This window comes from Klenkia soli, from assembly GCF_900103975.1.
Taxonomy (GTDB): domain Bacteria; phylum Actinomycetota; class Actinomycetes; order Mycobacteriales; family Geodermatophilaceae; genus Klenkia; species Klenkia soli.
On sequence record NZ_FNIR01000005.1, the window covers coordinates 195759 to 218059 of the forward strand.

A 22301-nucleotide genomic window follows, 5' to 3' on the forward strand; every position below is an offset into this window, starting at 1 on the left:
CGTCAGCCGACCGCGGCGACGGCGTGGCGGGCGATCTGGAGCTCCTCGTCCGTGGGGACCACGAGCACCGGCACCTGCGCGTCGTCGGGGCTGATGACGCGCGCGCCCCGCTCCCGCGCCTCGTTGCGCGCCGGGTCCAGCTGCAGCCCCAGGTGGGCCAGGCCGTCCACGACCCGCGCGCGCACCTCGGGGCTGTTCTCGCCCACGCCGGCGGTGAACACCAGCGCGTCCAGGCCGCCGAGGTGGGCGAGGTAGGCGCCGACGTAGCCGCGGATGCGGTGCGCGTACACACCGAGGGCGAGCTCGGCCCGCTCGTCGCCGGCGGCCGCGGCGGCCAGCACGTCGCGCAGGTCGCCGCTACCGGTCAGCCCGGCCAGCCCGCTGCGCCGGTTGAGCAGGGTGTCGACCTCGTCCACCGAGGACCCGGTGCGCAGCAGGTGCAGCACGGCGCCGGGGTCCAGGTCTCCCCCGCGGGTGCCCATGACCAGGCCCTCGAGCGGGGTGAGCCCCATCGACGTGGCGATCGACCGACCACCGGACACCGCGCAGGCCGACGCCCCGTTGCCCAGGTGCAGCACCACGAACCGGCCCGCGCGCCCGAGGAACGCCGCGGCGGCCTGCGACACGTACTCGTGCGAGGTGCCGTGGAAGCCGTACCGCCGGACGCCGCGCTCGGCGGCCAGCTCGGTGTCGATCGCGTAGGTGCTGGCCTCGGGCGGCATCGTGGCGTGGAAGGCGGTGTCGAACACGGCGACCTGCGGGACACCGGGGAACGCCTGCCGGGCGGCGCGGATGCCCAGCAGCCCGGGCGGGTTGTGCAACGGCGCCAGCGCCGCGAGCTCCTCGACGGCGGCCTCCACCTCGGCGTCGATCACCACCGGCGCGCTGAACCTTTCACCGCCGTGCACCACCCGGTGACCCACGACGTCGGGTGCGAGCTCCACCCCGGCGGAGGCGAAGGTGCGCATCATCAGCGTCAGCGCCGCGGTGTGGTCGGGGAGCTCGGCATCCACCACGACCTCGCCACCGGGACCGCGGTGCCGGATGGACCCGGCACCGCCGATCCGCTCGACCAGGCCCGTGGCGAGCACCTGCTCGTCGCCGTCCAGGAGCTGGTACTTCAGCGACGACGAGCCGCTGTTGACCACCAGGACGGCGGTCATGCCCCGGCCGCCTGCACCGCGGTGAGGGCGATGGTGTTGACGATGTCGCGCACGGTGGCCCCCCGGGACAGGTCGTTGACCGGCTTGTTCAGGCCCTGCAGCACCGGCCCCATGGCGACCGCGCCGGCCGATCGCTGCACCGCCTTGTAGGTGTTGTTGCCGGTGTTCAGGTCGGGGAACACGAACACGGTGGCCCGGCCGGCGACCGCCGACCCCGGCATCTTCGACGAGCCGACGGTCGGGTCGGCCGCGGCGTCGTACTGCATCGGACCGTCCACGACCAGCTCCGGTGCCCGCTCGCGGACCAGCCGGGTCGCCTCCCGCACCTTGTCGACGTCGGCACCCGAGCCGGAGTCGCCGGTGGAGTACGAGAGCATCGCCACCCGCGGCTCGATGCCGAACTGCGCGGCGGTGGCGGCCGAGGAGATCGCGATGTCGGCCAGCTGAGCGGCGTCGGGCAGCGGGTTCACCGCGCAGTCGCCGTAGACCAGCACGCGGTCGGCCAGCGCCATGAGGAAGACGCTGGACACCACCGAGACGTCGGGCCGGGTGCGGATGATCTCGAAGGCCGGCCGGATGGTGTGCGCCGTGGTGTGCGCGGCGCCCGAGACCATGCCGTCGACCAGGCCCAGCTGCACCATCAGCGTGCCGAAGTACGACACGTCCGGGACGACGTCCCAGGCCAGCTCCTCGGTCATGCCCCGGTGCGCGCGCAGCGCGGCGTACTCCCGGGCGAACCGGCGGCGCAGCTCCTCGTCGAACGGGCTGACCACGTCGGCCGCGGCGATGTCCAGGCCCAGCTCCGAGGCGCGGGCGCGCACCTTGGCCTCGTCGCCCAGGATGGTCAGCCGGGCCACCCGCCGGGACAGCACGGTGGCCGCGGCGCGCAGGATCCGGTCGTCGTCCCCCTCGGGCAGGACGACGTGCTTCTCGGCGGCGCGGCTGCGCTCGGTGAGCAGGTGCTCGAACATCAGCGGGGTGACGACGGCGGAGGGGCCGACGTCCAGGCTGTCCAGCAGCTGCCGGGTGTCGACGGCCTCCTCGAACAGCGCCAGCGAGGTGTCGGTCTTGCGCGGGGAGTCCGAGGCGATCAGGCCGCGGGTGTGGATGACCCGGGCGGTGGTGTCGAAGGTGCCCAGCGTCGTCGCGACGATCGGCAGCGACGAGCCGATGCCGGCGATCAGCTGCAGCACCGGCTCGGGCAGCGCGATGCCGCCGTTGAGCAGGATGCCGGTCGGCGAGGGGTAGGTGCCGGCGGCGTGCGCGGTCATCACCGCGAGGACGACGTCGGGCCGGTCGCCCGGGACGACGACGACCGACCCCTCGGTGAGCCGCGGCAGCACGTTCACCATCGACATCGCCGCCACGACGACCCCCATCGCCTCGCGGTCCATGAGCTCGGGGTCGCCGGCGATCAGCTCGCCGTCGACCGCCTCGGCCACCGTGGCGAACGTGGGGGCGATGAGGAAGGGCTCCTCGGGGATGGCCCAGACCGGCCGGTCGGTCACCGCCCGGACCGCCGCGATCCCGTCGGCGAGCTGCCCGGGGTCGGCCCGGTTCAGCACCACCGCGACGACCGCGGCGTGCTCGACGGCCAGCTCGCGCAGGGCGGGCTCGGCCACCGCGGCCAGGTCGGCGGGCGTGCGGGCCGGGGCCTGGCCCAGCTGCTCGGCGCCCGCCGGGTCGCGGCCGCCGAGCACCAGCACGACCGGCGTGCCGAGGTTCGCCGCGATGCGGGCGTTGAAGGAGAGCTCCGTCGGCGAGCTGACGTCGGTGAAGTCCGACCCGACGACGACGACCGCGTCGCAGCAGGCCTCGACCGCCTTGTACCGCTCGACGATGCGGGCCAGCGCGGCGTCGCCGTCGGCGTGCACGTCGTCGTAGGTCACGCCGACGGCCTCGGCGAACCCGACCTCGGCGGTGGCGTGCCGCAGCAGGGTGTCCAGCACCGGGTCGGTGGCGCCGCGGGCGATCGGCCGGAAGACCCCGACCCGGCCGACCTCGCGGGTCAGGGTGGCGAGCAGGCCCAGGGCCACCACCGACTTGCCGGAGTGGCCCTCGACGGAGGCGACGTACACGCTGCGGGCCACGGGGATCCTCACGGGCTGGGGGTCGCGGTCACCGGCAAGGCTAGGGACGACGTCACCGGCGGTCGGGATCGGGGCGCACCAACCGGGTCTCGTAGGCCAGCACCGCCGCCTGGGTCCGGTCGCGCAGGCCCAGCTTGCCCAGGATCCGGCCCACGTGGGTCTTCACGGTCAGCTCCGACAGCACCAGCGCGGCGGCGATCTCGGCGTTGGAGCTGCCCCCGGCGACGTGCACCAGCACCTCGCGCTCGCGGTCGGTCAGGGCATCGAGGCGGGTGTCGCGGGCGCCGGGTGCGGGCAGCTGGCCGGCGAAGGTCTCCAGCAGCCGGCGGGTGACCCGCGGGGAGACCACGGCGTCGCCGGCCGCGACGGTGCGGATGGCGGCCAGCAGGTCGGCCGGCTCGGTGTTCTTGAGCAGGAACCCGCTGGCCCCGGCGCGCAGTGCGGCGAAGGCGTGCTCGTCGAGGTCGAACGTGGTGAGCACCAGCACCCGGCTGGGCAGGCCCGCCGCCACGATCTGCGCGGTGGCCGCGACGCCGTCCAGCACGGGCATGCGCACGTCCATCACCACGACGTCGGGCCGCAGCTGCCGGGCCAGCGTCACCGCGGCGGCGCCGTCGCCGGCCTGGCCGACCACCTCGAGGTCGGGCTGGCTGTCCAGCACCATGCCGAACCCGACCCGCACCAGCGGCTCGTCGTCGACCAGCAGCACGGTGGTCATGCCGGCACCGGCGCATCCAGGGGCAGCACGGCCCGCACCCGCCAGCCCCCGCCGTCCCCCGGGCCGGTCTCGACCGTCCCGCCCCAGGCGCCGAACCGCTCGCGCATGCCGACCAGCCCGTGCCCCGGCGGCCGCTCGGGGTCGCGGCGTCCCCCGCGCCCGTCGTCGGTGACCTGCACGAGGAGGTCGTCGGGGCGCCACTGCAGCGAGACCCGCGCGGTGCGGGCACCGTCGGCGTGGGTGAGCGTGTTGGTCAGGGCCTCCTGCACCAGGCGGTGGACGGCGAGCTGCGCGGTGGCCGGCAGCGCCGCCGGGGCGCCGCGCACGGTGAGCGTGACCGCGAGCCCGGCGGCGCGGACCTGCTCGACGAGCTGGTCGAGCTGGGCCAGACCGGGTGCCGGGGCGTCCTGGTCGGTCTCGCCGTCGGCCCGCAGGACCCCGAGCAGGCGGTGCATCTCGGCGATGGCCTCGCGCCCGGTGGCCGCGACCTGGGCCATCGCCCCGCGGGCCCGCTCGGGGTCGGCGTCGAGGGCGTAGCCGGCGCCGTCGGCGAGCGCGGTCATCACCGAGATGTTGTGCGCCACGACGTCGTGCACCTCGCGGGCGATCCGGGTGCGCTCCTCGGCGACGGCGGCCCGGGCACCGGCGTCCCGTTCGCGCTCGGCGCGCACCGCCCGCTCCTCCAGCGCCACCAGCAGCGACCGCCGGGTGCGCCGGTTCCGCCCGGCCACGACGGCGACCACCGTGACCGCGGTCAGCGGCACCACCGCCTCGCCCCCGGGCCGGCCCAGCAACCCGAGGACGGCCAGGGTGACCGGCAGGGCCGCGACGAGGGCGGTGGCCACCACGACCTCCCGCACCGGGCGCCGGTCGGCTACCGACGCGAGCAGCCACAGCAGCACCGCACCCGCCGGGAGCAGCCGCTGCGGGTCGAGCCCGTGCCCGACCCACCAGACGGCGAGCAGGACGGCGGCCGCACCCAGGGCGGGCAGCGGGGCGCGGTGGCGGGCCAGCGCGGTGGCCGCGAGCAGCACCGAGACCGCGACCGCCGCCGGGGTGATGCCGCCCAGCCGGGCCAGCGGGCCCAGCGAGACCACGGCCAGCACGACGACCGGCACGACGAGGCGGAGCCGCGGGGTCATGCCGGTCATCGTCCCGCTCACGCGTCGCGGGTGCCCAGCCGCCACACCGCCGCGCCGAGCCCGACGGCGACGTAGCCGACCAGGACGGCGAACCCGGTCCACGGCGCGAATTGGTCGGCGGTGGTGGTCAACCGCAGCAGGCTGCCCCCGGCCGAGCTCGGCAGCCAGCGGACGACGTCCGGGCCCCAGTCCGCGGGGAGCAGGTTGCCCAGGATCGGCAGCAGGAAGACCAGCCCGAACAGGGTGGCCACGGCGCCGGCGGTCGAGCGGAGCAGCCAGCCCAGCGCGGAGCCGAGCAGGGTGATCGCGGTCAGGTAGAGCGCCGTCCCCAGGACCACCCGCAGGACGCCGTCGTCACCCAGCCCGGGCATGCCGTCGGTGACGGCGGAGCCCACGGCGTACGAGGCCAGCGCGGCCACGGTCGAGGTGACCAGGACGACCCCGCCCAGCACGGCGGCCTTGGCCGCGACGACCGGCCAGCGCCGCGGGGTGGCCGCGAAGGTGCTGCGGATCGTGCCGGAGGTGTACTCGCCGGTGACCAGCAGGACGCCGAGCACGCCGAGGGCGAGCTGGGCCAGGTTGTAGCCGGCCAGCGCGAGGGTCAGCGGTTGGGCGAAGTCCACGCTGGGCGGGCCGCCGCCGTTGCCGCCGGGTCCGCCGTCGCCCGCCGTGCTGGTGAACAGCAGGCCGAGCAACACCATCCCGACCAGCGACCCGGCCAGGACGTACCAGGTGGAGCGCAGCGAGCGGGCCTTGATCCACTCGCCGCGGAGCAGGCCGGCCGTGGACGGTCGGGTCGGGGTCTCGAGGGTGGTGGTCATGCCGGCTGCTCCTCGGTGCGGTACTCGCGGTCGTCGGCCGTGAGGGTCATGAACGCCTCCTCGAGGGAGGCCTGGACGGCGGTCAGCTCGTGCAGGGCGATGCCGGCCGCCGCGGCCCGGTCGCCGATCACCTCGGTGGCGACACCGCGGACCAGCAGCACGCCGGTCTCGGCGGACTCGACGGTGATGTCCGGCCCGGCCAGCAGCGCGGCGAGCTCGGCGGCACGGGGGCTGCGCACCCGGACGCCGTCCCCACCGGCCCGGCGCAGGAACTCGGCGGTGGACACGTCGGCGACCAACCGGCCGCGGCCCATGACCACCAGGTGGTCGGCGGTCACCGCCATCTCGGCCATGAGGTGGGAGGAGAAGAAGACGGTGCGGCCCTCGGCGGCCAGTCGGCGGGCCAGGGTGCGGATCCACAGGACGCCGTCGGGGTCCAGCCCGTTGACCGGTTCGTCGAGGACGACGGTCGCGGGGTCGCCGAGCAGCGCGGTGGCCACCCCGAGCCGTTGGCCCATGCCGAGGGAGAACCCGCCGACCCGCTTGCCGGCCACCCCGGTCAGGCCGGAGAGCTCCAGCACGGTGTCCACCCGGCCCTTCGGCAGACCCGCCGTGGCGGCGAGGGACTGCAGATGGGCGCGGGCGGTGCGCCCCGGGTGCAGGGCCCGGGCCTCCAGCAGCGCACCGACCTGGCGCAGCGGGTCGCGGTGCTCGGCGTAGGGCTTGCCGTTGACCAGGGCGGTGCCGGCGGTGGGCCGGTCCAGGCCCAGCACCATCCGCATGGTCGTGGACTTGCCGGCGCCGTTGGGGCCCAGGAACCCGGTGACGACGCCCGGTTGGACGGTCACGGTCACGTCGTCGACGGCGAGCCGGTCGCCGTAGCGCTTGGTCAACCCACGCAGTTCGATCATGCCGCCCAGCCTGCTGCGCGCGGCGGCGCCCGTCGTCGTCCGCAGGACGTCACCTGCGCGGGACGGGGTACGCCGCCAGGAGTACCGCCGGGCCTCCTACGGTGCTGGCATGAAGATCGCCGAGGCGCTGTCGCTGCGCACCGACGCACGCCGCCGGGTCGACCAGCTGCGGGCCCGGATCACCGCCAACGCCCGCTACCAGGAGGGCGAGGAGCCCACCGAGAGCTCGGCCGACCTGCTGGTGGAGGCCGAGCGGGCGCTCGACGAGCTCGAGACGTGGATCGCCCGCATCAACCGCACGAATGCCGTGGTCGACCTGGGTGCCGACGGCACGATGACCGCCGCCCTCGCGCGCCGCGACGTCCTGCGCCTGCGGCACGCGCTGCTGACGTCGGCGGCAGACGCGGCTGCGGGCACCGGGTTCCGGCAGCTGCGCAGCGAGCTGCGCCAGCTCACGTCGTTGCCGGTGCGCGAGCTGCGGTCGCGCGCCGACGACGTCGCCCGGGAGCTGCGGGAGCTCGACGTCCGCATCCAGCAGGCCAACTGGATGCACGACCTGCTGGACTGAGCACGGCCGCCGCGGGAGTCGGTAGCCGCAGGAGGGCGGACACGAACCCGAGGGCCGGCGGGCAACCCGGTCCACCGATGGCAGGCGAGGGGCAGCCTGGGGGTTCGACTCCCTCGATCACGACGCAGCCCGGAACCGCGCACCGGTCACGGCGCAGCCAGCACGCACCACCACCACGTGTCGACTCCTCCGGCGAGGGCGGGTCAGGGGACCTCCCGCGGCGGCCGTTCTCCACCCTGGGGTGGACAGGGGATGGGCCTCGCGGCCGATGTGCGGGGACCTCGTGATCAGCAGACTCGTCGGCATGGAGAACGTGTCGAACGGGCCGGAGATCGCCCGGGTGCTGCGGCAGCTGCGGCTGGCCGTCTTCCGCGGGGACGTCGAGGTGGACGCCGCCCGGCTGGACTCCTGGCCACCCGGCGCCCGCCTGGCGCTGGACCAGTGCGCCCGCCGCGCCCAGGCTCGCGGCCACCGCTTCGTCGTCCGCGCCACGCCCCGCGCGGCCTGACCGGTACCGCTGGGTCAGCGGTGCCCTACGACCTGCTCGACCCGTCTGCAGCTGCCGGCAGGGGGGATCACGGCCGCTCGCCCCACCGCTCCGTCAGGCCCGAGACGTCCGCCCCGATGTCCAGGTCGTAGCTCCGCGTCTCCGAGGTCAGCGGCTCGGTGCGGGTGCTCACCACGATGACCAGCTCGTCGAGCGGATCGACCTCCGACCGCCAGCACGCCTCTTCGACCGCGTCCAGGGTGAACTGCACATCGGTACCGACCTCGACCTCGACGGCAGCGCGCAGCTGCGCCCCGACCGTCAGGTCGTCCTGGTAGCGCACCTCGGCGAGGGCAACCCCGGGCAGGTCCTCGAACCGGTCCTGCAGTTGCGATGCCGCCTCGGTGCTGGCGTCCACGGTGTCCTGGTCGCCGACCGAGCCGAAGGTCGAGCAGCCCGAGAGGACGACGGCCGCCAGTCCAGCGGCCGACAGCAAGGCAACACGTCGGACAGCTCGGGTTCTCGCACGCCGGGGCGCGGGACGTCGCCGGAGGAGCCGGCGCAACGACGTCACGGCCGCCCGCCCCAGGCCTGGAGGAGATCAGCCGGCCCGATGGCGGTCACGCCGTCGACGGCGACACCGGATCGGGAGACGACCACGAGCGGGAGGTCGGCCACCGCGCCCGGCAACTGCCCCCGATGGGTGACCAGCACTGCGAGGTCCCGCTGGTCGAACGGGGCGTCGTCGAGCCACTTGATCGAGCCGACCGCCTCGATCCGCCCGGCGACCGGTTCGCGGTCGGCGACGACGAGGTCGATCTCCGGGTCGTTCGACCGGGTCCAGTACCCGCCCACGACACCACGGGTTCCGGCACGGGCCTCGGCGGGCAACCGGACCAGGCTCTCCCGGACCACGGGTTCGACGGCTCGGCCCCGCCATGCCGACCACGAGGCCTCGATCCGGGCGAGCACCCGGTCACCCCGCCCGCGCTCGACCTCGGCGAGGTGCGGTCCGAGGAAGGTCAGCCAGAACCGGAGGTAGGGGTCGGCGACGCGGTAGCGGCTCTCCCGCGACGGCCTGGTCGACAACGGCGTGTCGACGGCGACCACCCGTTTCTCCCGCAGCACCGACAGCGACCGGTTCAGCGAGGCCTGCTGCAGTCCACCGGCCCGTTGGCCGATCGTGGTGAAGGTCCGCTCGCCGGCGCCGATCGTCCGCAGGACTCGTCGCGCCTGCGTCTCGCCGGGGAACTCGGCTGCCAGGGCACGTTCGCCGCTCACCAGCAAGGCAGACGTGGGGACGGCGAGCACCTGCGCGAGGTGCTGCATCAGCGGTGCGCCGGGCGTCCACTCCTGGCAGACCAGGGGCAGGCCACCGGTCACCAGGTAGGCGTCGAAGGCATCGGCGGGCGGCAGGTCGAGCATGGCTGCCACCTCGGCCGGGTTCAGCGGGGGCACCACCATCTCGACGGCCCGCTGGTGGAACGGGCGACCGTAGGCGTTCAGCGCCTCCATCATCGCCAGGTCGGACCCCACCCCGATGAGCAGCACCGGGCGGCGGGACAGCACCCGGTCGAAGACCTTCTGGAGGGTGCCCTCGAGAGCGCCGTCCGTACCGGTCAGGTACGGCAGTTCGTCGATGACGACGATGCTGGGCCCGTCGTCGGGCAGCGCGGTCGCGAGAACCGTCAGCGCGGCGTCCCAGGTCGTCGGCCCGAGTTCGGCGTAGATGGCCGCGCCAGGGAGGTCGGAGGCGGCCACCTCTGCGGCGAACAGCCGCAGCTCCTCCTCGGGCGCCTGCATGGATGCGGTGAAGTAGACCGCGGGGACACCGGAACGGGCGATGAACTCCTCGACCAGCCGCGACTTGCCGACCCGTCGCCGTCCGCGCACCAGCAACGCCCGCCCAGGTCGCTGGCCGCCTGCCCGGACCAGCTCCAGCTCCCGGTCGAGCAGCGCCAGCTGGTCATCACGACCGACGAACGACCCGAGCACGGAGTAACACTATCATACGGGATACTGTCTCGCATGATAGTTACCTGTGCCCCCGGCAGGATTCGAACCTGCGGCACACGGTTTAGGAAACCGATGCTCTATCCCCTGAGCTACGGGGGCTCGGGACCAGCACGAGGCTAGCGGGCGGCCACCCCGGTCCCCGGCAGCCCCACCGCCCCGGCGCCCGGGGTGGCGGAACGAAACCGTCCGGCGACGCGCCCGGTCCGCAGATGGACGGGAACCCCCGGAGGGGGAAGATCGTGGATCAGGGCAGAGCGGAACCGAGACGAACCGGTTACGGTGTCTGTCCGGAGTCGGGTGATCACCCGAACCAGGTCCCGGCACCGACGCCGGGCAGGAGGTGGAACGAGCAGCATGAGCAGCACGCAGCAGGTGCACGTCGAGGACGCCCCCATGCGCGGGCGGTTCGAGGTCGTGGTCGACGGCCAGGTCGTCGGCATGGCGAGCTACCACGTCGAGGGCGACGTCATGACCCTCCCGCACACCGAGGTCTCCCCCGCCGTCGCCGGCCGGGGCATCGGCACCACGCTGGTGGCCGCCGTCCTCGCCAGCGCCCGCGAACGGCACCTCGCCGTCCTCCCCTACTGCTCCTTCGTGCGGCACTACCTGCAGACGCACCCGGCCGACCAGGACCTCGTGCGCCCCGACGACCGCCCGCACTTCGGGTTGCCGCTCACCGCGCAGCGATGACGCGCACTCCGTAGGTTCGGGCGGTGCCGACCGCGATCCACTGGTTCCGACGTGACCTCCGCCTGGCCGACAACCCGGCCCTGCTCGCCGCGCGCGACGCCGGGGACGTGCTGCCGCTGTTCGTCCTGGACCCAGCCCTCTGGGAGAAGTCCGGCGACCCGCGCAAGCACTTCCTGGCCGGCTGCCTCGCCGACCTGCACGAGGCCACCGACGGCCAGCTGGTCATCCGCCACGGCAAACCCGAGGACGTCGTCCCGGCCCTGGCCCGTGAGGTCGACGCGGTGAGCGTGCACGTCGCCGGCGACACCGGCCCGTACGGCCGCACGCGCGACACCGCGGTCGAGAAGGCGCTCGGGGACGTCGACCTGGTGCGCACCGGCTCGGCCTACGCGATCGCCCCCGGCACGATCCGGAAGGACGACGACACCCCGTTCAAGGTGTTCACCCCCTTCTCCCGCCGCTGGCGCGAGCACGGCTGGCCCGACCCGGCGCCCCGGCCCCGCAAGGTCAGCTGGGCCCGCGCCGACTCCGAGGACCTGCCCGAGGCGCCCGACCTGGGCGACACCGAGCTGCTCGAGCCCGGTGAGCGAGCAGCAGGCAAGCGCTGGAAGCAGTTCCTCGACGAGCGGATCGCCGACTACGACGACCAGCGCGACCGCCCCGACCTGGACACCACCAGCCGCATGTCGGCGCACCTGCACTTCGGCACCGTCCACCCGCGCACCCTGCTGCACGACATCGCGGAGTCGGGGCAGAAGGGCCCGGGCGTCGACACCTACGTCACCGAGCTGTGCTGGCGGGAGTTCTACGCCGACGTGCTCTGGCACCGGCCCGAGACCGCCCGCGAGTACTACAACGACGAGCTCAAGGGCATGACCTACGCGTCCGGCAAGCACGCCGACGAGGACTTCGAGGCCTGGGCCACCGGTCGCACCGGCTTCCCCGCCGTCGACGCCGCGATGCGCCAGCTGCTGGCCGAGGGCTGGATGCACAACCGCATGCGCATGATCACCGCCAGCTTCCTGGTCAAGGACCTGCACCAGGAGTGGACCCGCGGCGCCCGGTACTTCATGCAGCACCTGGTCGACGGCGACCTGGCCAGCAACAACCACGGCTGGCAGTGGGTGGCCGGCACCGGCACCGACGCCGCGCCCTACTTCCGGGTCTTCAACCCGATCACCCAGGGCAAGAAGTTCGACCCGGACGGCGAGTACGTGCGCCGCTGGGTGCCCGAGCTGCGCGACCTGGACGCGAAGCTGGTGCACGAGCCGTGGAAGGCCCCGGACGGCGTCCCCGAGGGGTACCCCGAGGTGATGGTGGACCACAAGCACGAGCGCGAGGTCGCCCTCGACCGCTACGCGAAGGCCCGCGGCCGGTAGCCCCCCGACGCGCTGGCCGGGACCATGGACCGGTGCTGCGCGACCAGGGCCACCAGCCGACGCACGGTCTCGTCGCCGCGGGCCGCCGGCACTCCGCCGGCGTGGCGGTGGACGGCTCCGTGCTCACCGCGGGCCGACCGGGCTCGGAGGAGCGGCGGGTCGACGGGTGGTCCGACGTCGTCGCCGTCGCCGTCGGCGGCGTGCACACCGCCGCCAACACCGGTCGGGCCCACACGGTCGGGCTGCGCGCCGACGGCACGGTGCTGGCGACCGGGTGGAACGACTCCGGGCAGTGCGACGTCGAGGGGTGGACCCAGGTCGTGGACATCGCCGCCGGCTGGCGACGCACCCTCGCCGTCCGCACCGACGGGACGGTGCTGGCGGCCGGTCGGCGGGACGAGGGGGCCACCGACGTCGAGGGGTGGCGGGAACTCGTGGCCGTCGCGGCTGGCGACTGGCACACCGTCGGCCTCCGCGCCGACGGGACCGCCGTCGCCGTCGGGAACGACCGGAAGGGCCAGTGCGCAGTGGCACGGTGCGTCGGCTGCGCTCGGTGGCTGCCGGCTACCTGCACACGGTCGGGGTGACCCGGGACGGGACGGTGCTGGCGGCCGGGGACCGCGCGGCAGGCATCGACGAGGCGCGTGCGTGGCGCCACGTCACGGCGGTGTCGGCGGGCAGCCACCACACGGTCGCGGTCGTCGACGGAGGCCGGGTGCTCGCGGCCGGGGACGACAGCCGCGGGCAGTGCGACGTCGCAGCGTGGCGAGACGTCGTGGCGGTGGCCGCGGGGTCGACCCACACGCTCGGCCTCCGGGCGGACGGAACGGTCCTCGCCGCCGGGAACGACGACGACGGGCAGTGCGACGTCGACCACTGGCAGCTCGCCCGCGCCCGACGGGGTGGGTAGTCCCCGCTGGGACAACGACCGGGTCAGCTGAGCCAAGACCCCCGGGGCCCGGGGCGGACAGGGTGGACGACGACACCCCGGTCCGCCCACGCTCGGAGGCCCCCATGACGATCGCGCCGCCGGAACCCACCACCGCCACGACGGTCGTCCGCGGAGCCTGCCCGCACGACTGCCCCGACACCTGCGCGATGCTGGTCACCGTCGAGGACGGCCGCGCCGTCGACGTCGCGGGCGATCCCGACCACCCGTACACCGCCGGTGGCCTGTGCGTGAAGGTCAACAACTACCTGGACCGGGTCTACGACCCCGGCCGCGTGCTGTTCCCCATGCGCCGCACCGGCCCGAAGGGCAGCGGCCGGTTCGAGCGGATCAGCTGGTCCGACGCGGTGGACGAGATCGCCACCCGGCTGCGCGGCATCGTCGACGAGCACGGGCCCGAGGCCGTCATGCCGGTCAGCTACCTGGGCACCCAGGGCATCCTCAACGGGCTGAACGTCGGCGACCCGTTCTTCGCGGAGCTGGGCGCCACCGTCGCCGAGCGCACCTACTGCGACTCCGGCTCGTGCACCGCCTACGCCATGACCATCGGCGACACCGCCGGCGTGGACCCCGAGAGCCTGGTGCACTCGCGGTTCATCCTGATCTGGGCCTGCAACATCCAGAGCACGAACCTGCACCTGTGGCCCTACATCACCGAGGCCCGCAAGCGCGGCGCCAAGGTCGTCGTGGTCGACCCGGTGCGCACCCGGACGGCGGCCGCCGCCGACCAGCACATCGCCCTGCGCCCGGGCACCGACGGCGCGCTCGCCCTGGCCATGGCGCACGTGATCATCGCCGAGGGCCTGACCGACACCGACTACGTCGAGCACTTCACCGTCGGCTACCCCGAGTTCGCCGAGCGGGTCGAGCAGTACACCCCCGAGTGGGCCGAGACCGAGACCGGCGTCCCGGCCGAGACCATCCGCACCCTGGCGCGGGAGTACGCCGGCGCCCAGCCCTCGGTCATCCGGATCGGCGTCGCCGTCGAGCGGCACGCCGGTGGCGGCCAGGCCGTGCGCGCGCTGTCCTGCCTGCCCGGGCTGGTCGGTGCGTGGCGGAAGCCCGGCGGCGGCATCCTGCAGCTCCCGCTGTGGGCCTTCCCGGTCAACTGGGGTGCCTTCATGCACCCCGAGATGCTCACCCCCGGCACCCGGGTCATCAACCAGTACCGGCTGGGTTCGGCGCTGGCCGGGGAGATGGACGGCCCGCCGCTCAAGGCCCTGTTCGTCTACAACTCCAACCCGGTGGTGGTCTGCCCCGACCAGGACAAGCTGGTCGCCGGCCTGCAGCGCGAGGACCTGTTCACCGTGGTCAGCGAGCAGTGCATGACCGACACCGCCGACTACGCCGACATCGTGCTGCCGGCCACCACCCAGCTCGAGCAGGACGACATCATGTTCAGCTGGGGCCACCTGTTCGTGACCTACAACCACCGGTCGATCGCACCGCTGGGCGAGGCGGTGCCCAACACCGAGATGTTCCGCCGGCTGGCCGCCGCGATGGGCTTCGACGACCCGGTGTTCCGGCGCACCGACGCCGAGATGATCGCCGAGGCGTTCGACTGGTCGCACCCGCACATGCAGGGCATCACCGTCGAGTCGCTGCAGGAGCAGGGGTGGCAGCGGCTGAACGTGCCCTCGCCCGACGAGTACGCCCCGCACGCCGAGGGCGGCTTCCCGACCGGGTCGGGGAAGGTCGAGTTCGTCGCCTCCGCGGCGGCCGGCGGCAACTTCGTCGTCCCGCTGTTCCGGCAGGGCTCGAACGACCACCAGCCCGGGCAGCCGGTCGACCCGTTGCCGCACTACATCCCGCCGCGCGAGAACGCCGCCGGCGACCCCTCGCTGTCCAACCGGTACCCGCTCAACCTGCTCACGCCCAAGTCGCACGCCTACCTGAACTCCAGCTTCGGCAACCACGAGTTCCACCAGAAGGTGCAGAAGGAGGCCACGCTGGTCATCCACCCCGACGACGCGGCCGCGCGCGGCATCACCGAGGGCGCGCAGGTGCAGGTGTTCAACGACCGCGGCCGGTTCACCCTGGTGGCCAAGCTCGACCGCACCCTGCTGCCCGGCGTCGTGGTCAGCGCGATGGGCGCGTGGCGCAAGCACTCCCGGGCCGGTGCCACGCTCGCCGCGGTCAACCCGACCGCGTTCGCCGACCTGGGCAACGCGCCCACCTTCTCCGACACCCTGGTGGAGGTCGAGATCGCATGAGCTACGTGATCACCGACGCCTGCATCGACGTCCTGGACCGCTCGTGCGTGGAGGAGTGCCCGGTCGACTGCATCTACCCGGGTGCCCGGATGGCCTACATCCACCCCGACGAGTGCGTGGACTGCGGCAAGTGCATGCCCGCCTGCCCCAGCGACGCGATCCACTGGGAGTACAAGATGCCCCCGGAGCTCGAGCCGTTCGTGGCCGCCAACGCGGAGTTCGTCGCCGAGCACGGCCTCTCCGGCGGCGCCGGGGACGACGTGACCGACGCCGACCACCCGATCGTCGCCGAGCGGCAGCCCGGGTGAGCGAGCAGCTCGACGTCGACCTGGTGGTCGTGGGGGCCGGCCCGGCCGGTCTCTACGCCACCTACTACGCCGGCTTCCGCGGCATGTCGGTCGTGGTGGTCGACGCGCTGCCGGCGCCGGGCGGGCAGATGACTGCCCTGTACCCCGAGAAGCCGGTGTTCGACGTGGCCGGCTTCCCGCGGGTGCGTGCCCAGGACCTCGTCGACGACCTGGTCGCGCAGGCATCCCTGGCCGACCCGACGTACCTGCTGGGCCACCGGGCCGTCGAGCTCGACGAGGACGACGACGGGGTCACCCTGCGCACCGACCTCGGGGCCGTCGTCCGGGCCCGGGCCCTGCTGATCACCGGGGGCATGGGCGGGTTCACCCCGCGCCCGCTGCCCGCCGGTGGCGAGTTCGCCGGCCGGGGTCTGCGGTACACCGTGCCCCGGCCGGCCGACCTGGCGGGCAAGCACGTGCTGGTCGTCGGCGGCGGCGACTCGGCCGTCGACTGGGCGCTGGTGCTGGAGCCGCTGGCGGCCAGCGTCACCCTCGCCCACCGGCGGGACGCCTTCCGGGCCCACGAGCGCAGCGTCGAGCAGCTGCGCGCGTCGTCGGTGCGGCTGCTGACGCCCTACGAGGTGTCCGCCGTCCGCGGCGAGCACACCGTCGCCGAGGTCGACCTGCTGGGCCCCGACGGCGGGACCACCCTGGCCGTCGACGAGGTGGTCGCCGCGCTGGGGTTCCAGGCCGACCTGAAGGCGTTGGCCGGCTGGGGCATCGAGCTCACCCGCCGGCACATCCCGGTCGACCGGTCGATGCGCACCAACCGGGCCCGGGTCTTCGCCGCCGGGGACATCACCGACTTCCCCGGCAAGGTGCGGTTGATCTCGGTCGGCTTCGGCGAGGCCGCGCTGGCGGTGAACAACCTGGCCCCGCTGGTGCGCCCGGAGCTCGCCGTCGTCCCGGGGCACTCCAGCGACTCCGCCTGAGCCGGTGCACGATGGCCCCCTGACCCACGCACCTCATCGAGGAGGAGCTGCATGACGACCACGGCCACCGAGATCTACCGGGCTGCCCGGGACCAGCTGCTCGGCCTGCGGGGTGAGCACGCGCGCGCGGTCGCCGAGTTCACCTGGCCCGACCTGGGTGACCGCTTCAACTGGGCGCACGACTGGTTCGACGCCTACGCCCGCGACGACCAGGGCACCGCCCTGTGGATCGCCGAGGCCGACGGCCGCGAGGCGCGGTACTCCTTCGCCGAGATGGTCCGCCGGTCGGACCAGGTGGCCCGCTGGTTCGCCTCGAGGGGCATCGGCCGGGGTGACCGGGTGGTGCTGATGATGGGCAACCAGGTCGAGCTGTGGGAGTCGATGCTCGCGGTGATGAAGCTCGGCGCGGTGATCATGCCGACCACGACCGCGCTGGGCCCGACGGACCTCGTCGACCGGATCGAGCGCGGCGGCGCGGCCCACGTGGTCGCGAACACGGCGGACACGGCCAAGTTCGACGCCGTCCCGGGCGACTACACGCGCATCGCGGTCGGCGGCCCGGTCGAGGGCTGGCTGGCCTACGCGGACGCCGCGGACGTCGACGACGCGCCGGTCGAGCACCCGGGGACCGCCCCCGGGGACCCGCTGCTGCTGTACTTCACCTCGGGGACCACGTCGCGGCCCAAGCTGGTCGAGCACACGCAGGTCTCCTACCCCCTGGGGCACCTGTCGACGATGTACTGGCTGGGCCTGCAGCCCGGCGACGTGCACCTGAACATCAGCTCCCCGGGCTGGGCCAAGCACGCCTGGTCCTGCTTCTTCGCCCCGTGGATCACCGGCGCCACGATCTACCTCTACAACTACGCCCGCTTCGACGCCCCGGCCCTGCTGGAGCGGATCCGGTCGGCCGGCATCACCACGTTCTGCGCCCCGCCGACGGTGTGGCGGATGCTCATCCAGGCCGACCTGTCCGGCGGTCCGGGGTCGCTGCGCGAGGTCATCGCGGCCGGTGAACCGCTCAACCCCGAGGTGATCTCGCAGGTCGAGAAGGCGTGGGGGCTCACCCTGCGCGACGGGTTCGGGCAGACCGAGATGACCGCCGTCGTCGGCAACACCCCGGGTTCGCCGGTCAAGCCGGGCTCGATGGGCCGGCCGCTGCCGGGGTGCCCGGTGGTGCTGGTCGACCCGGTCACCGGCCAGGTCGGGGACGACGGCGAGATCTGCCTGGACCTGTCCGCGCACCCCCTCCCGCTGATGACCGGGTACGCCGGCGACCCGGTGCGCAACGCCGACGCGATGGCCGGCGGGTACTACCACACCGGGGACGTCGCGACCCGGGACGCCCAGGGCTACATCACCTACGTCGGGCGCACCGACGACGTCTTCAAGGCCAGCGACTACAAGATCAGCCCGTTCGAGCTGGAGAGCGTGCTGATCGAGCACCCCGCCGTCGCCGAGGCTGCCGTCGTCCCCGCCCCGGACCCGGTGCGGGCCGCCGTCCCCAAGGCCTACGTCGCCCTCGCGGCCGGGCACGAGCCCACCGCCGAGACCGCCCGGTCGATCCTGGCGCACGCCCGGGCCCACCTCGCGCCGTTCCTGCGGGTGCGCAAGGTCGAGTTCTACGAGCTGCCCAAGACCATCAGCGGCAAGATCCGCCGGGTCGAGCTGCGGCAGCGCGAGGAGGCCGGCGACGGCGGGTCGACCGAGTACAGCGACACCGACTTCCCCGACCTGCGCGGCTGAGCGACCCGCCCGGGCTCAGCCGCCGCGCTGGGCCCGGCGGGCGCTGGGCGTCATGCCGAACCGGGCGCGGAACACCCGGCAGAAGTGCGCGTGGTCGGGCAACCCGTACCGGGCCGCCACCGCACCGATCGGCACGGCCGCCGTCCCCGGGTCGCCGAGGGCCTGCCAGCAGCGCTGCAGGCGCTGCTCGCGCAGGTGCTCGACCACGGTCGTGCCCGATGCCCGGAAGATGCGGTTGAGGTAGCTCAGCGAGATGGCGCAGGCGTCGGCGACCTGCTGCGGGGTCAGGTCGGCGTCGCCGAGGTGGGCCGCGACGAAGGTGTGCGCGCGCTGCAGGTGCAGGTTGGTGCTGCGGGCCGAGGGGGCCTCGCTGCGCACCAGGGCCACGATCAGGTAACCGACCGTCTGGGTCATCGCGGCGGCGACCGGACCGGCGAGCTCGTCGCCGTCGAGGCGGTGCAGCGCCGACAGGAACGGCGGCACGGTGGCGGCGATGCCGTAGCGGCCGTCGAACCGGATCGCGGTGGCCTGCTCCATCTCGGCCGACGACAGCGGCAGCAGCCGCTTGGGGTGCAGGCACACCGAGTAGGCGAAGGAGCCCGAGGTCTCGAACACGAAGGGCCGGCTGCTGTCGTAGAGCACGAAGTCGCCGGGCCCGATGACCGCCTCGCGGCCGTCCTGCACGACCAGCGTGCTGCCCTGCCGGGCCAGCGCGATCTGCAGGTAGTCCTCGTCGGCCCGGCGGACCAGCGACGCGGTGCGGGCGAACCGGTGCGGGCCGGCCTCGATCCGGCGGACCAGCGTGTCGCCCACCTCGGCCGCGGTCACCCGCCCCCGGCTCGGGACGTCCTCCAGCGGCCGGACGTCCAGGGTCACGAACTGGTCGCAGACCGCCTCGCGCCAGAAGTCCAGCCGGTCGGGTGCAGCCACCGTCGCCGTGTCGATGCTGCTGATGGTCATGCCCGATCGTCGCGCATCCGTGTGACGTTGTCATCACGCAGATGTGACGCGGCGCTCACCCCGCCAGCGCCAACCGCTCCGCCGCCCGGGCGCGCACGTCGGCGTCGGAGCAGAAGCCCCGACCGCTCCGCTTGAGGCACAGCAGACCGAGCAGGACGCCGTCCCCGTCGACCACGGCCAGCCGGCGACGCCCCTCGGCCAGCAGCCGGTCGTGGGTGCGGCCCAGGTCGGCGGCCGGGTCGACGGTGCGGTCCCCGAGCCGGCCCAGCAGCTCCACGGGGGCCGTGGGCGCCGCCCCGACCAGGTCGTCCCGCTCCACGACGGCCAGCAGCCGGTCCCCGTCGACGACGAGGAGGGCGTGCACGTGGTCGTCGGCGAAGAACGCCCACGCCTGCGCCACGGAGGTGCCGGGCGGGCTGGTGCGCGGGTGGGCCAGCAGGGCGCGGCGCACCGTCGTCCCGCGGGTCGTCGTCCCGCGACAGGGTCCCTCCACCGTGCCCCCTCCGTCGTCCGTGCCCCCAGGGTGCCTGGTCGCAGCGGTTCGCACTTGGCGCAGCGGTGCCACGTCTTGTGCAACCCGGCACACCACCCCCGTGTGGCGGTCAGCCGCGGCTGCGGATCCAGTCGGGGAGCGTGCCCGAGTCCAGCATCCGCTCGCGCAGCGGGGTGACCAGCTCGACCAGTCGACCGATCCGCTCCTCGCCCAGGTGCACCCAGCCCTCCATCGCGAGGAGGTCGGTGACGGTCTCGACGTCGTCCCGCAGGTTCGCACCGGCCTCGGTCAGCCCGTCGTCGTCGACCAACCCGCGGGCGCGCAGCCGATCGACCCCGGCGGTCCACTCGTCGTCGGACCAGCCGCGGGTGGTGCGCACGAAGTCGGTGGAGCCCGACGCCAACCCACCGGTGACCAGGGCCTCGACCGGGTCCAGCCCCGAGGACAGCAGGGCGGTGACGTGCCCGTCGCCGCGGTGCTCGCGCAGCAGCAAGCCGGCGTGCCACAGCTGCAGCAGAGGGTCCTCGGGCCAGGGCTGCGCCGACCACGCCGCGAAGATCGGCCGGCCGGCCGGGGTCAGGCCGGCGCACGCCTCGCGGGCCAGCTCGACGGCCTCGGCGACGTCGGGCTCGCCCAGCACGTCGTGCAGCCGGGTGGCGACGCCCTCGCGGCGGGCCGCCGCCCAGTCGGCCGGCGGCGCGGCGTCCCAGACGGCCGGGACGGCGGCCCGCACCAGCTGCGGGGCGAAGACGTAGAACGTCGACACGACCAGCTCGGGGGCGCACGGGCCGAACGCCGAGGCGCGGGCGGCGAAGTACCCGGCGCGGGTGGCCGGCACGCCGAACCGGTCGTAGGCGGCGTTCACCTCGGGGGCGAAGAAGCCGGTCACGTGCAGGGTCTCCAGCGTGCCCCAGGCGCGGCGGGCCAGGGCAGGGGTGACGGTCATGCCCCGATCCTGCCCCGCCGTCCGACCGCGGGCAGCACGGTCGTGCACCACCGGTCAGACTGGGAACCGATGAACACGTCTTCCTCCCGATGGTGGTCGGCCCCCGTCCAGGGGCCCGGGGCGAGCCTGCGAGGCCCGGGGGGGACGGGGGTCCTTTCGCGTGCCTGAGGGCCACACCCTGTTCCGGCTGGCCCGCCAGCAGCACGCCGCGTTCGCCGGCCGCGAGGTGCACGTGACCAGCCCGCAGGGCCGGTTCGCCGCCGAGGCCGAGCTGGTCGACGGCCGCGTGCTCGACGAGGTCACCAGCTGGGGCAAGCACCTGTTCGCCGTCTTCGGCCCGGACGTCGTCCACGTCCACCTGGGCCTCTACGGCAAGTACACGTCGGGCACCGGCCTGCCCCCGGAGCCCCGGGGCGCGCTGCGCATGCGGTGGGAGGGCCCCGGCGAGGACGGCGAAGGCGTGTGGACCGACCTGCGCGGCGCCACGGCCTGCGAACTGCTCACCGACGGCGAGATGGGGCTGATCCTGGACCGGCTGGGCCCCGACCCGCTGCGGCGCTCGGACCCGGCGAAGGCGTTCGCCCGGATCAGCCGCTCGCGGGTGACCATCGGTGCACTGCTGATGGACCAGGCCGTGCTCGCCGGCGTGGGCAACGTCTACCGGGCCGAGATCCTCTTCCGGCACCGCATCTCGCCCTTCCGCCCGGGCAAGGCGGTCACCGAGGCCGAGTGGACGGCGATGTGGGCGGACCTCGTGACGCTCATGAAGGCCGGCGTCCGGTCCGGGCGGATCATCACCACCCGGCCCGAGGACCGGGACCGCAAGCGCGGGGCGGCCAGCCGCACCGACGCCAGCTACGTCTACCGCCGCACCGGCCTGCCGTGCCGGATCTGCGGCACCCCGGTCCGCACCGAGGTGATGGTCGGCCGCAACCTGTTCTGGTGCCCCACGTGCCAGGCGGTCTGAGCATCCGGGTCGACGACCTCGCCGATCCCCGCGTGCGCGAGCTGGTCGCCCTTCACGTGGGGTCGATGCTGGCGGACTCCCCGCCCGGGACGTCGTACGCCCTCGACCTGACGGGGCTGACCGGCCCGGGGATGACGGTCTGGACGGCGTGGGCGGACCACGACCTGGCCGGCATGGTCGCCCTCTCGGCCACCGGCGAGCTGAAGTCGATGCGCACCCACCCCGACCACCTGCGCCGGGGCGTGGCCGCCGCGCTGCTCGTGCACGTCCTGGACCGGGCTCGCGCCCGGGGCCTGGACCAGGTGGTGCTGGAGACCGGCACGGGGCCGGCGTTCGCCCCCGCGGTGGCGCTGTACCGCCGGCACGGGTTCGTCGACCGGGGCCCGTTCGGCACCTACGTCGGTGGACCGGACAACCAGTTCCTGGAGCTGCGGCTCAGCTGAGCGTGCCCTTGGCGGCGTCCCCGGCCGGCAGCGGCTCCAGGATGTGCACGACCAGCGGCTCGGCCAGGTCCTCCTTGACGCTCTCGCTGAGCTGGTTGAACGTCGTGCCGGCGCCGTGCGCCTTCAGCGCGGCGCCGTCGCGCCAGCGCTCGACCATCACCAGCACCCCCTTGCCGGTGTGCAGCGCGTAGAGCTCGCAGCCGTCCTCCTCGTGGACCTTCGGGACGGCCTCGGCGAACGCGTCGCGGACGACGTCGTAGCGGTCGGGCTTCGGGGTGATGGTGGCGACGACGGTGATGGACATGGTGCCTGCGTGCCCGCTG

General features: G+C 74.2%; 24 protein-coding genes and 1 tRNA gene. 12 read left to right on the forward strand and 13 right to left on the reverse strand.

The annotated features are described in order from the left end of the window. Positions 1–2: 2 nt before the first annotated feature. Genes BLS67_RS09530 through BLS67_RS09555 form a run of 6 tightly spaced genes read right to left on the reverse strand, consistent with a single transcriptional unit; the run spans position 3 to position 6845 of the window. Positions 3–1163 carry an acetate/propionate family kinase gene (locus BLS67_RS09530; RefSeq protein ID WP_091243789.1) on the reverse strand — a complete coding sequence of 387 codons (1161 nt, stop codon included), beginning with the start codon at positions 1161–1163 and terminating at the stop codon, positions 3–5. Continuing rightward, a complete protein-coding gene (gene pta, locus BLS67_RS09535; protein ID WP_207500450.1) occupies positions 1160–3265 on the reverse strand; it encodes a phosphate acetyltransferase in 2106 nt (701 codons plus the stop codon). Before pta ends, BLS67_RS09530 begins: the two co-directional genes overlap by 4 nt. 40 nt (positions 3266–3305) lie before the next feature. After that, positions 3306–3971 carry a response regulator gene (locus BLS67_RS09540; protein WP_091243794.1) on the reverse strand — a complete coding sequence of 222 codons (666 nt, stop codon included), beginning with the start codon at positions 3969–3971 and terminating at the stop codon, positions 3306–3308. Further along, positions 3968–5113 carry a sensor histidine kinase gene (locus tag BLS67_RS09545; protein WP_165617535.1) on the reverse strand — a complete coding sequence of 382 codons (1146 nt, stop codon included), beginning with the start codon at positions 5111–5113 and terminating at the stop codon, positions 3968–3970. Before BLS67_RS09545 ends, BLS67_RS09540 begins: the two co-directional genes overlap by 4 nt. A 17-nt stretch (positions 5114–5130) precedes the next feature. Next, positions 5131–5934 (reverse strand): ABC transporter permease subunit, encoded by an 804-nt coding sequence (locus BLS67_RS09550; protein ID WP_091243801.1) that lies wholly within the window; start codon positions 5932–5934, stop codon positions 5131–5133. Beyond that, on the reverse strand, positions 5931–6845 hold the full coding sequence (locus BLS67_RS09555; RefSeq protein ID WP_091243804.1) for an ATP-binding cassette domain-containing protein: 915 nt from the start codon (positions 6843–6845) through the stop codon (positions 5931–5933). The genes BLS67_RS09550 and BLS67_RS09555 overlap by 4 nt, the downstream gene beginning before the upstream one ends. A 109-nt stretch (positions 6846–6954) precedes the next feature. Between BLS67_RS09555 and BLS67_RS09560 the strand changes: the two genes are divergently transcribed. Beyond that, on the forward strand, positions 6955–7413 hold the full coding sequence (locus tag BLS67_RS09560; RefSeq protein WP_091243808.1) for a DIP1984 family protein: 459 nt from the start codon (positions 6955–6957) through the stop codon (positions 7411–7413). A gap of 304 nt (positions 7414–7717) precedes the next feature. Next, positions 7718–7921, forward strand: coding sequence for a hypothetical protein (locus tag BLS67_RS09565; protein WP_131801711.1), 204 nt, complete (start codon positions 7718–7720; stop codon positions 7919–7921). Positions 7922–7988: 67 nt separating this feature from the next. Here BLS67_RS09565 and BLS67_RS09570 read toward each other — a convergent pair whose 3' ends face one another. The 3 genes from BLS67_RS09570 to BLS67_RS09580 form a co-directional block, all read right to left on the reverse strand. Beyond that, complete coding sequence (locus BLS67_RS09570) at positions 7989–8396, reverse strand: hypothetical protein (RefSeq protein WP_091243814.1); 408 nt, start codon at positions 8394–8396, stop codon at positions 7989–7991. Between the two features lie 74 nt (positions 8397–8470). Next, positions 8471–9895 carry an ATP-binding protein gene (locus BLS67_RS09575; protein ID WP_091243817.1) on the reverse strand — a complete coding sequence of 475 codons (1425 nt, stop codon included), beginning with the start codon at positions 9893–9895 and terminating at the stop codon, positions 8471–8473. A gap of 47 nt (positions 9896–9942) precedes the next feature. Next, positions 9943–10015, reverse strand: a tRNA-Arg gene (locus BLS67_RS09580). A 255-nt stretch (positions 10016–10270) separates the two neighbouring features. Here BLS67_RS09580 and BLS67_RS09585 point away from each other — a divergent pair. The 8 genes from BLS67_RS09585 to BLS67_RS09615 all read left to right on the forward strand — a co-directional run bounded on the left by BLS67_RS09585 (position 10271) and on the right by BLS67_RS09615 (position 18169). Then, positions 10271–10606: a GNAT family N-acetyltransferase gene (locus tag BLS67_RS09585; RefSeq protein WP_091243821.1), complete on the forward strand. Its 336-nt coding sequence runs from the start codon at positions 10271–10273 to the stop codon at positions 10604–10606. A gap of 23 nt (positions 10607–10629) precedes the next feature. Continuing rightward, entirely contained in the window at positions 10630–11985 is a 1356-nt protein-coding gene (locus BLS67_RS09590; protein ID WP_091243823.1) for a cryptochrome/photolyase family protein, read from the forward strand. A 32-nt stretch (positions 11986–12017) separates the two neighbouring features. Continuing rightward, positions 12018–12572: an RCC1 domain-containing protein gene (locus BLS67_RS24065; RefSeq protein ID WP_207500452.1), complete on the forward strand. Its 555-nt coding sequence runs from the start codon at positions 12018–12020 to the stop codon at positions 12570–12572. Beyond that, entirely contained in the window at positions 12539–12895 is a 357-nt protein-coding gene (locus BLS67_RS24070) for an RCC1 domain-containing protein (RefSeq protein WP_207500455.1), read from the forward strand. The genes BLS67_RS24065 and BLS67_RS24070 overlap by 34 nt, the downstream gene beginning before the upstream one ends. Before the next feature lie 104 nt (positions 12896–12999). After that, positions 13000–15147, forward strand: coding sequence for a molybdopterin-containing oxidoreductase family protein (locus BLS67_RS09600; RefSeq protein WP_091244228.1), 2148 nt, complete (start codon positions 13000–13002; stop codon positions 15145–15147). After that, the gene (gene fdxA / locus BLS67_RS09605) at positions 15144–15455 is read left to right on the forward strand and encodes a ferredoxin (RefSeq protein WP_091243826.1); all 312 of its coding nucleotides are present in this window, start codon (positions 15144–15146) and stop codon (positions 15453–15455) included. The genes BLS67_RS09600 and fdxA overlap by 4 nt, the downstream gene beginning before the upstream one ends. After that, positions 15452–16426, forward strand: a complete 975-nt coding sequence (locus BLS67_RS09610) for an NAD(P)/FAD-dependent oxidoreductase (RefSeq protein WP_091243829.1) — start codon at positions 15452–15454, stop codon at positions 16424–16426. Before fdxA ends, BLS67_RS09610 begins: the two co-directional genes overlap by 4 nt. A 51-nt stretch (positions 16427–16477) precedes the next feature. Then, positions 16478–18169: an AMP-binding protein gene (locus BLS67_RS09615; protein WP_091243832.1), complete on the forward strand. Its 1692-nt coding sequence runs from the start codon at positions 16478–16480 to the stop codon at positions 18167–18169. Between the two features lie 15 nt (positions 18170–18184). Here BLS67_RS09615 and BLS67_RS09620 read toward each other — a convergent pair whose 3' ends face one another. From BLS67_RS09620 to BLS67_RS23755, 3 genes are all read right to left on the reverse strand, one after another. Further along, positions 18185–19129, reverse strand: a complete 945-nt coding sequence (locus BLS67_RS09620) for an AraC-like ligand-binding domain-containing protein (protein ID WP_091243835.1) — start codon at positions 19127–19129, stop codon at positions 18185–18187. 55 nt (positions 19130–19184) lie between these two features. After that, complete coding sequence (locus tag BLS67_RS23750) at positions 19185–19622, reverse strand: CBS domain-containing protein (protein WP_165617536.1); 438 nt, start codon at positions 19620–19622, stop codon at positions 19185–19187. A gap of 109 nt (positions 19623–19731) precedes the next feature. Further along, positions 19732–20568: an SCO6745 family protein gene (locus BLS67_RS23755; RefSeq protein WP_165617537.1), complete on the reverse strand. Its 837-nt coding sequence runs from the start codon at positions 20566–20568 to the stop codon at positions 19732–19734. A gap of 160 nt (positions 20569–20728) precedes the next feature. Here BLS67_RS23755 and BLS67_RS09630 point away from each other — a divergent pair, with 160 nt between their 5' ends. Then, complete coding sequence (locus tag BLS67_RS09630; RefSeq protein WP_091243842.1) at positions 20729–21535, forward strand: Fpg/Nei family DNA glycosylase; 807 nt, start codon at positions 20729–20731, stop codon at positions 21533–21535. Then, a complete protein-coding gene (locus BLS67_RS09635) occupies positions 21511–21978 on the forward strand; it encodes a GNAT family N-acetyltransferase (protein WP_207500456.1) in 468 nt (155 codons plus the stop codon). Before BLS67_RS09630 ends, BLS67_RS09635 begins: the two co-directional genes overlap by 25 nt. Here the strand turns inward: BLS67_RS09635 and BLS67_RS09640 are convergent. Then, positions 21971–22282, reverse strand: coding sequence for a putative quinol monooxygenase (locus tag BLS67_RS09640; RefSeq protein ID WP_091243844.1), 312 nt, complete (start codon positions 22280–22282; stop codon positions 21971–21973). The two genes, BLS67_RS09635 and BLS67_RS09640, sit on opposite strands and share 8 nt — an antisense overlap. Between the last annotated feature and the right edge of the window lie 19 nt (positions 22283–22301).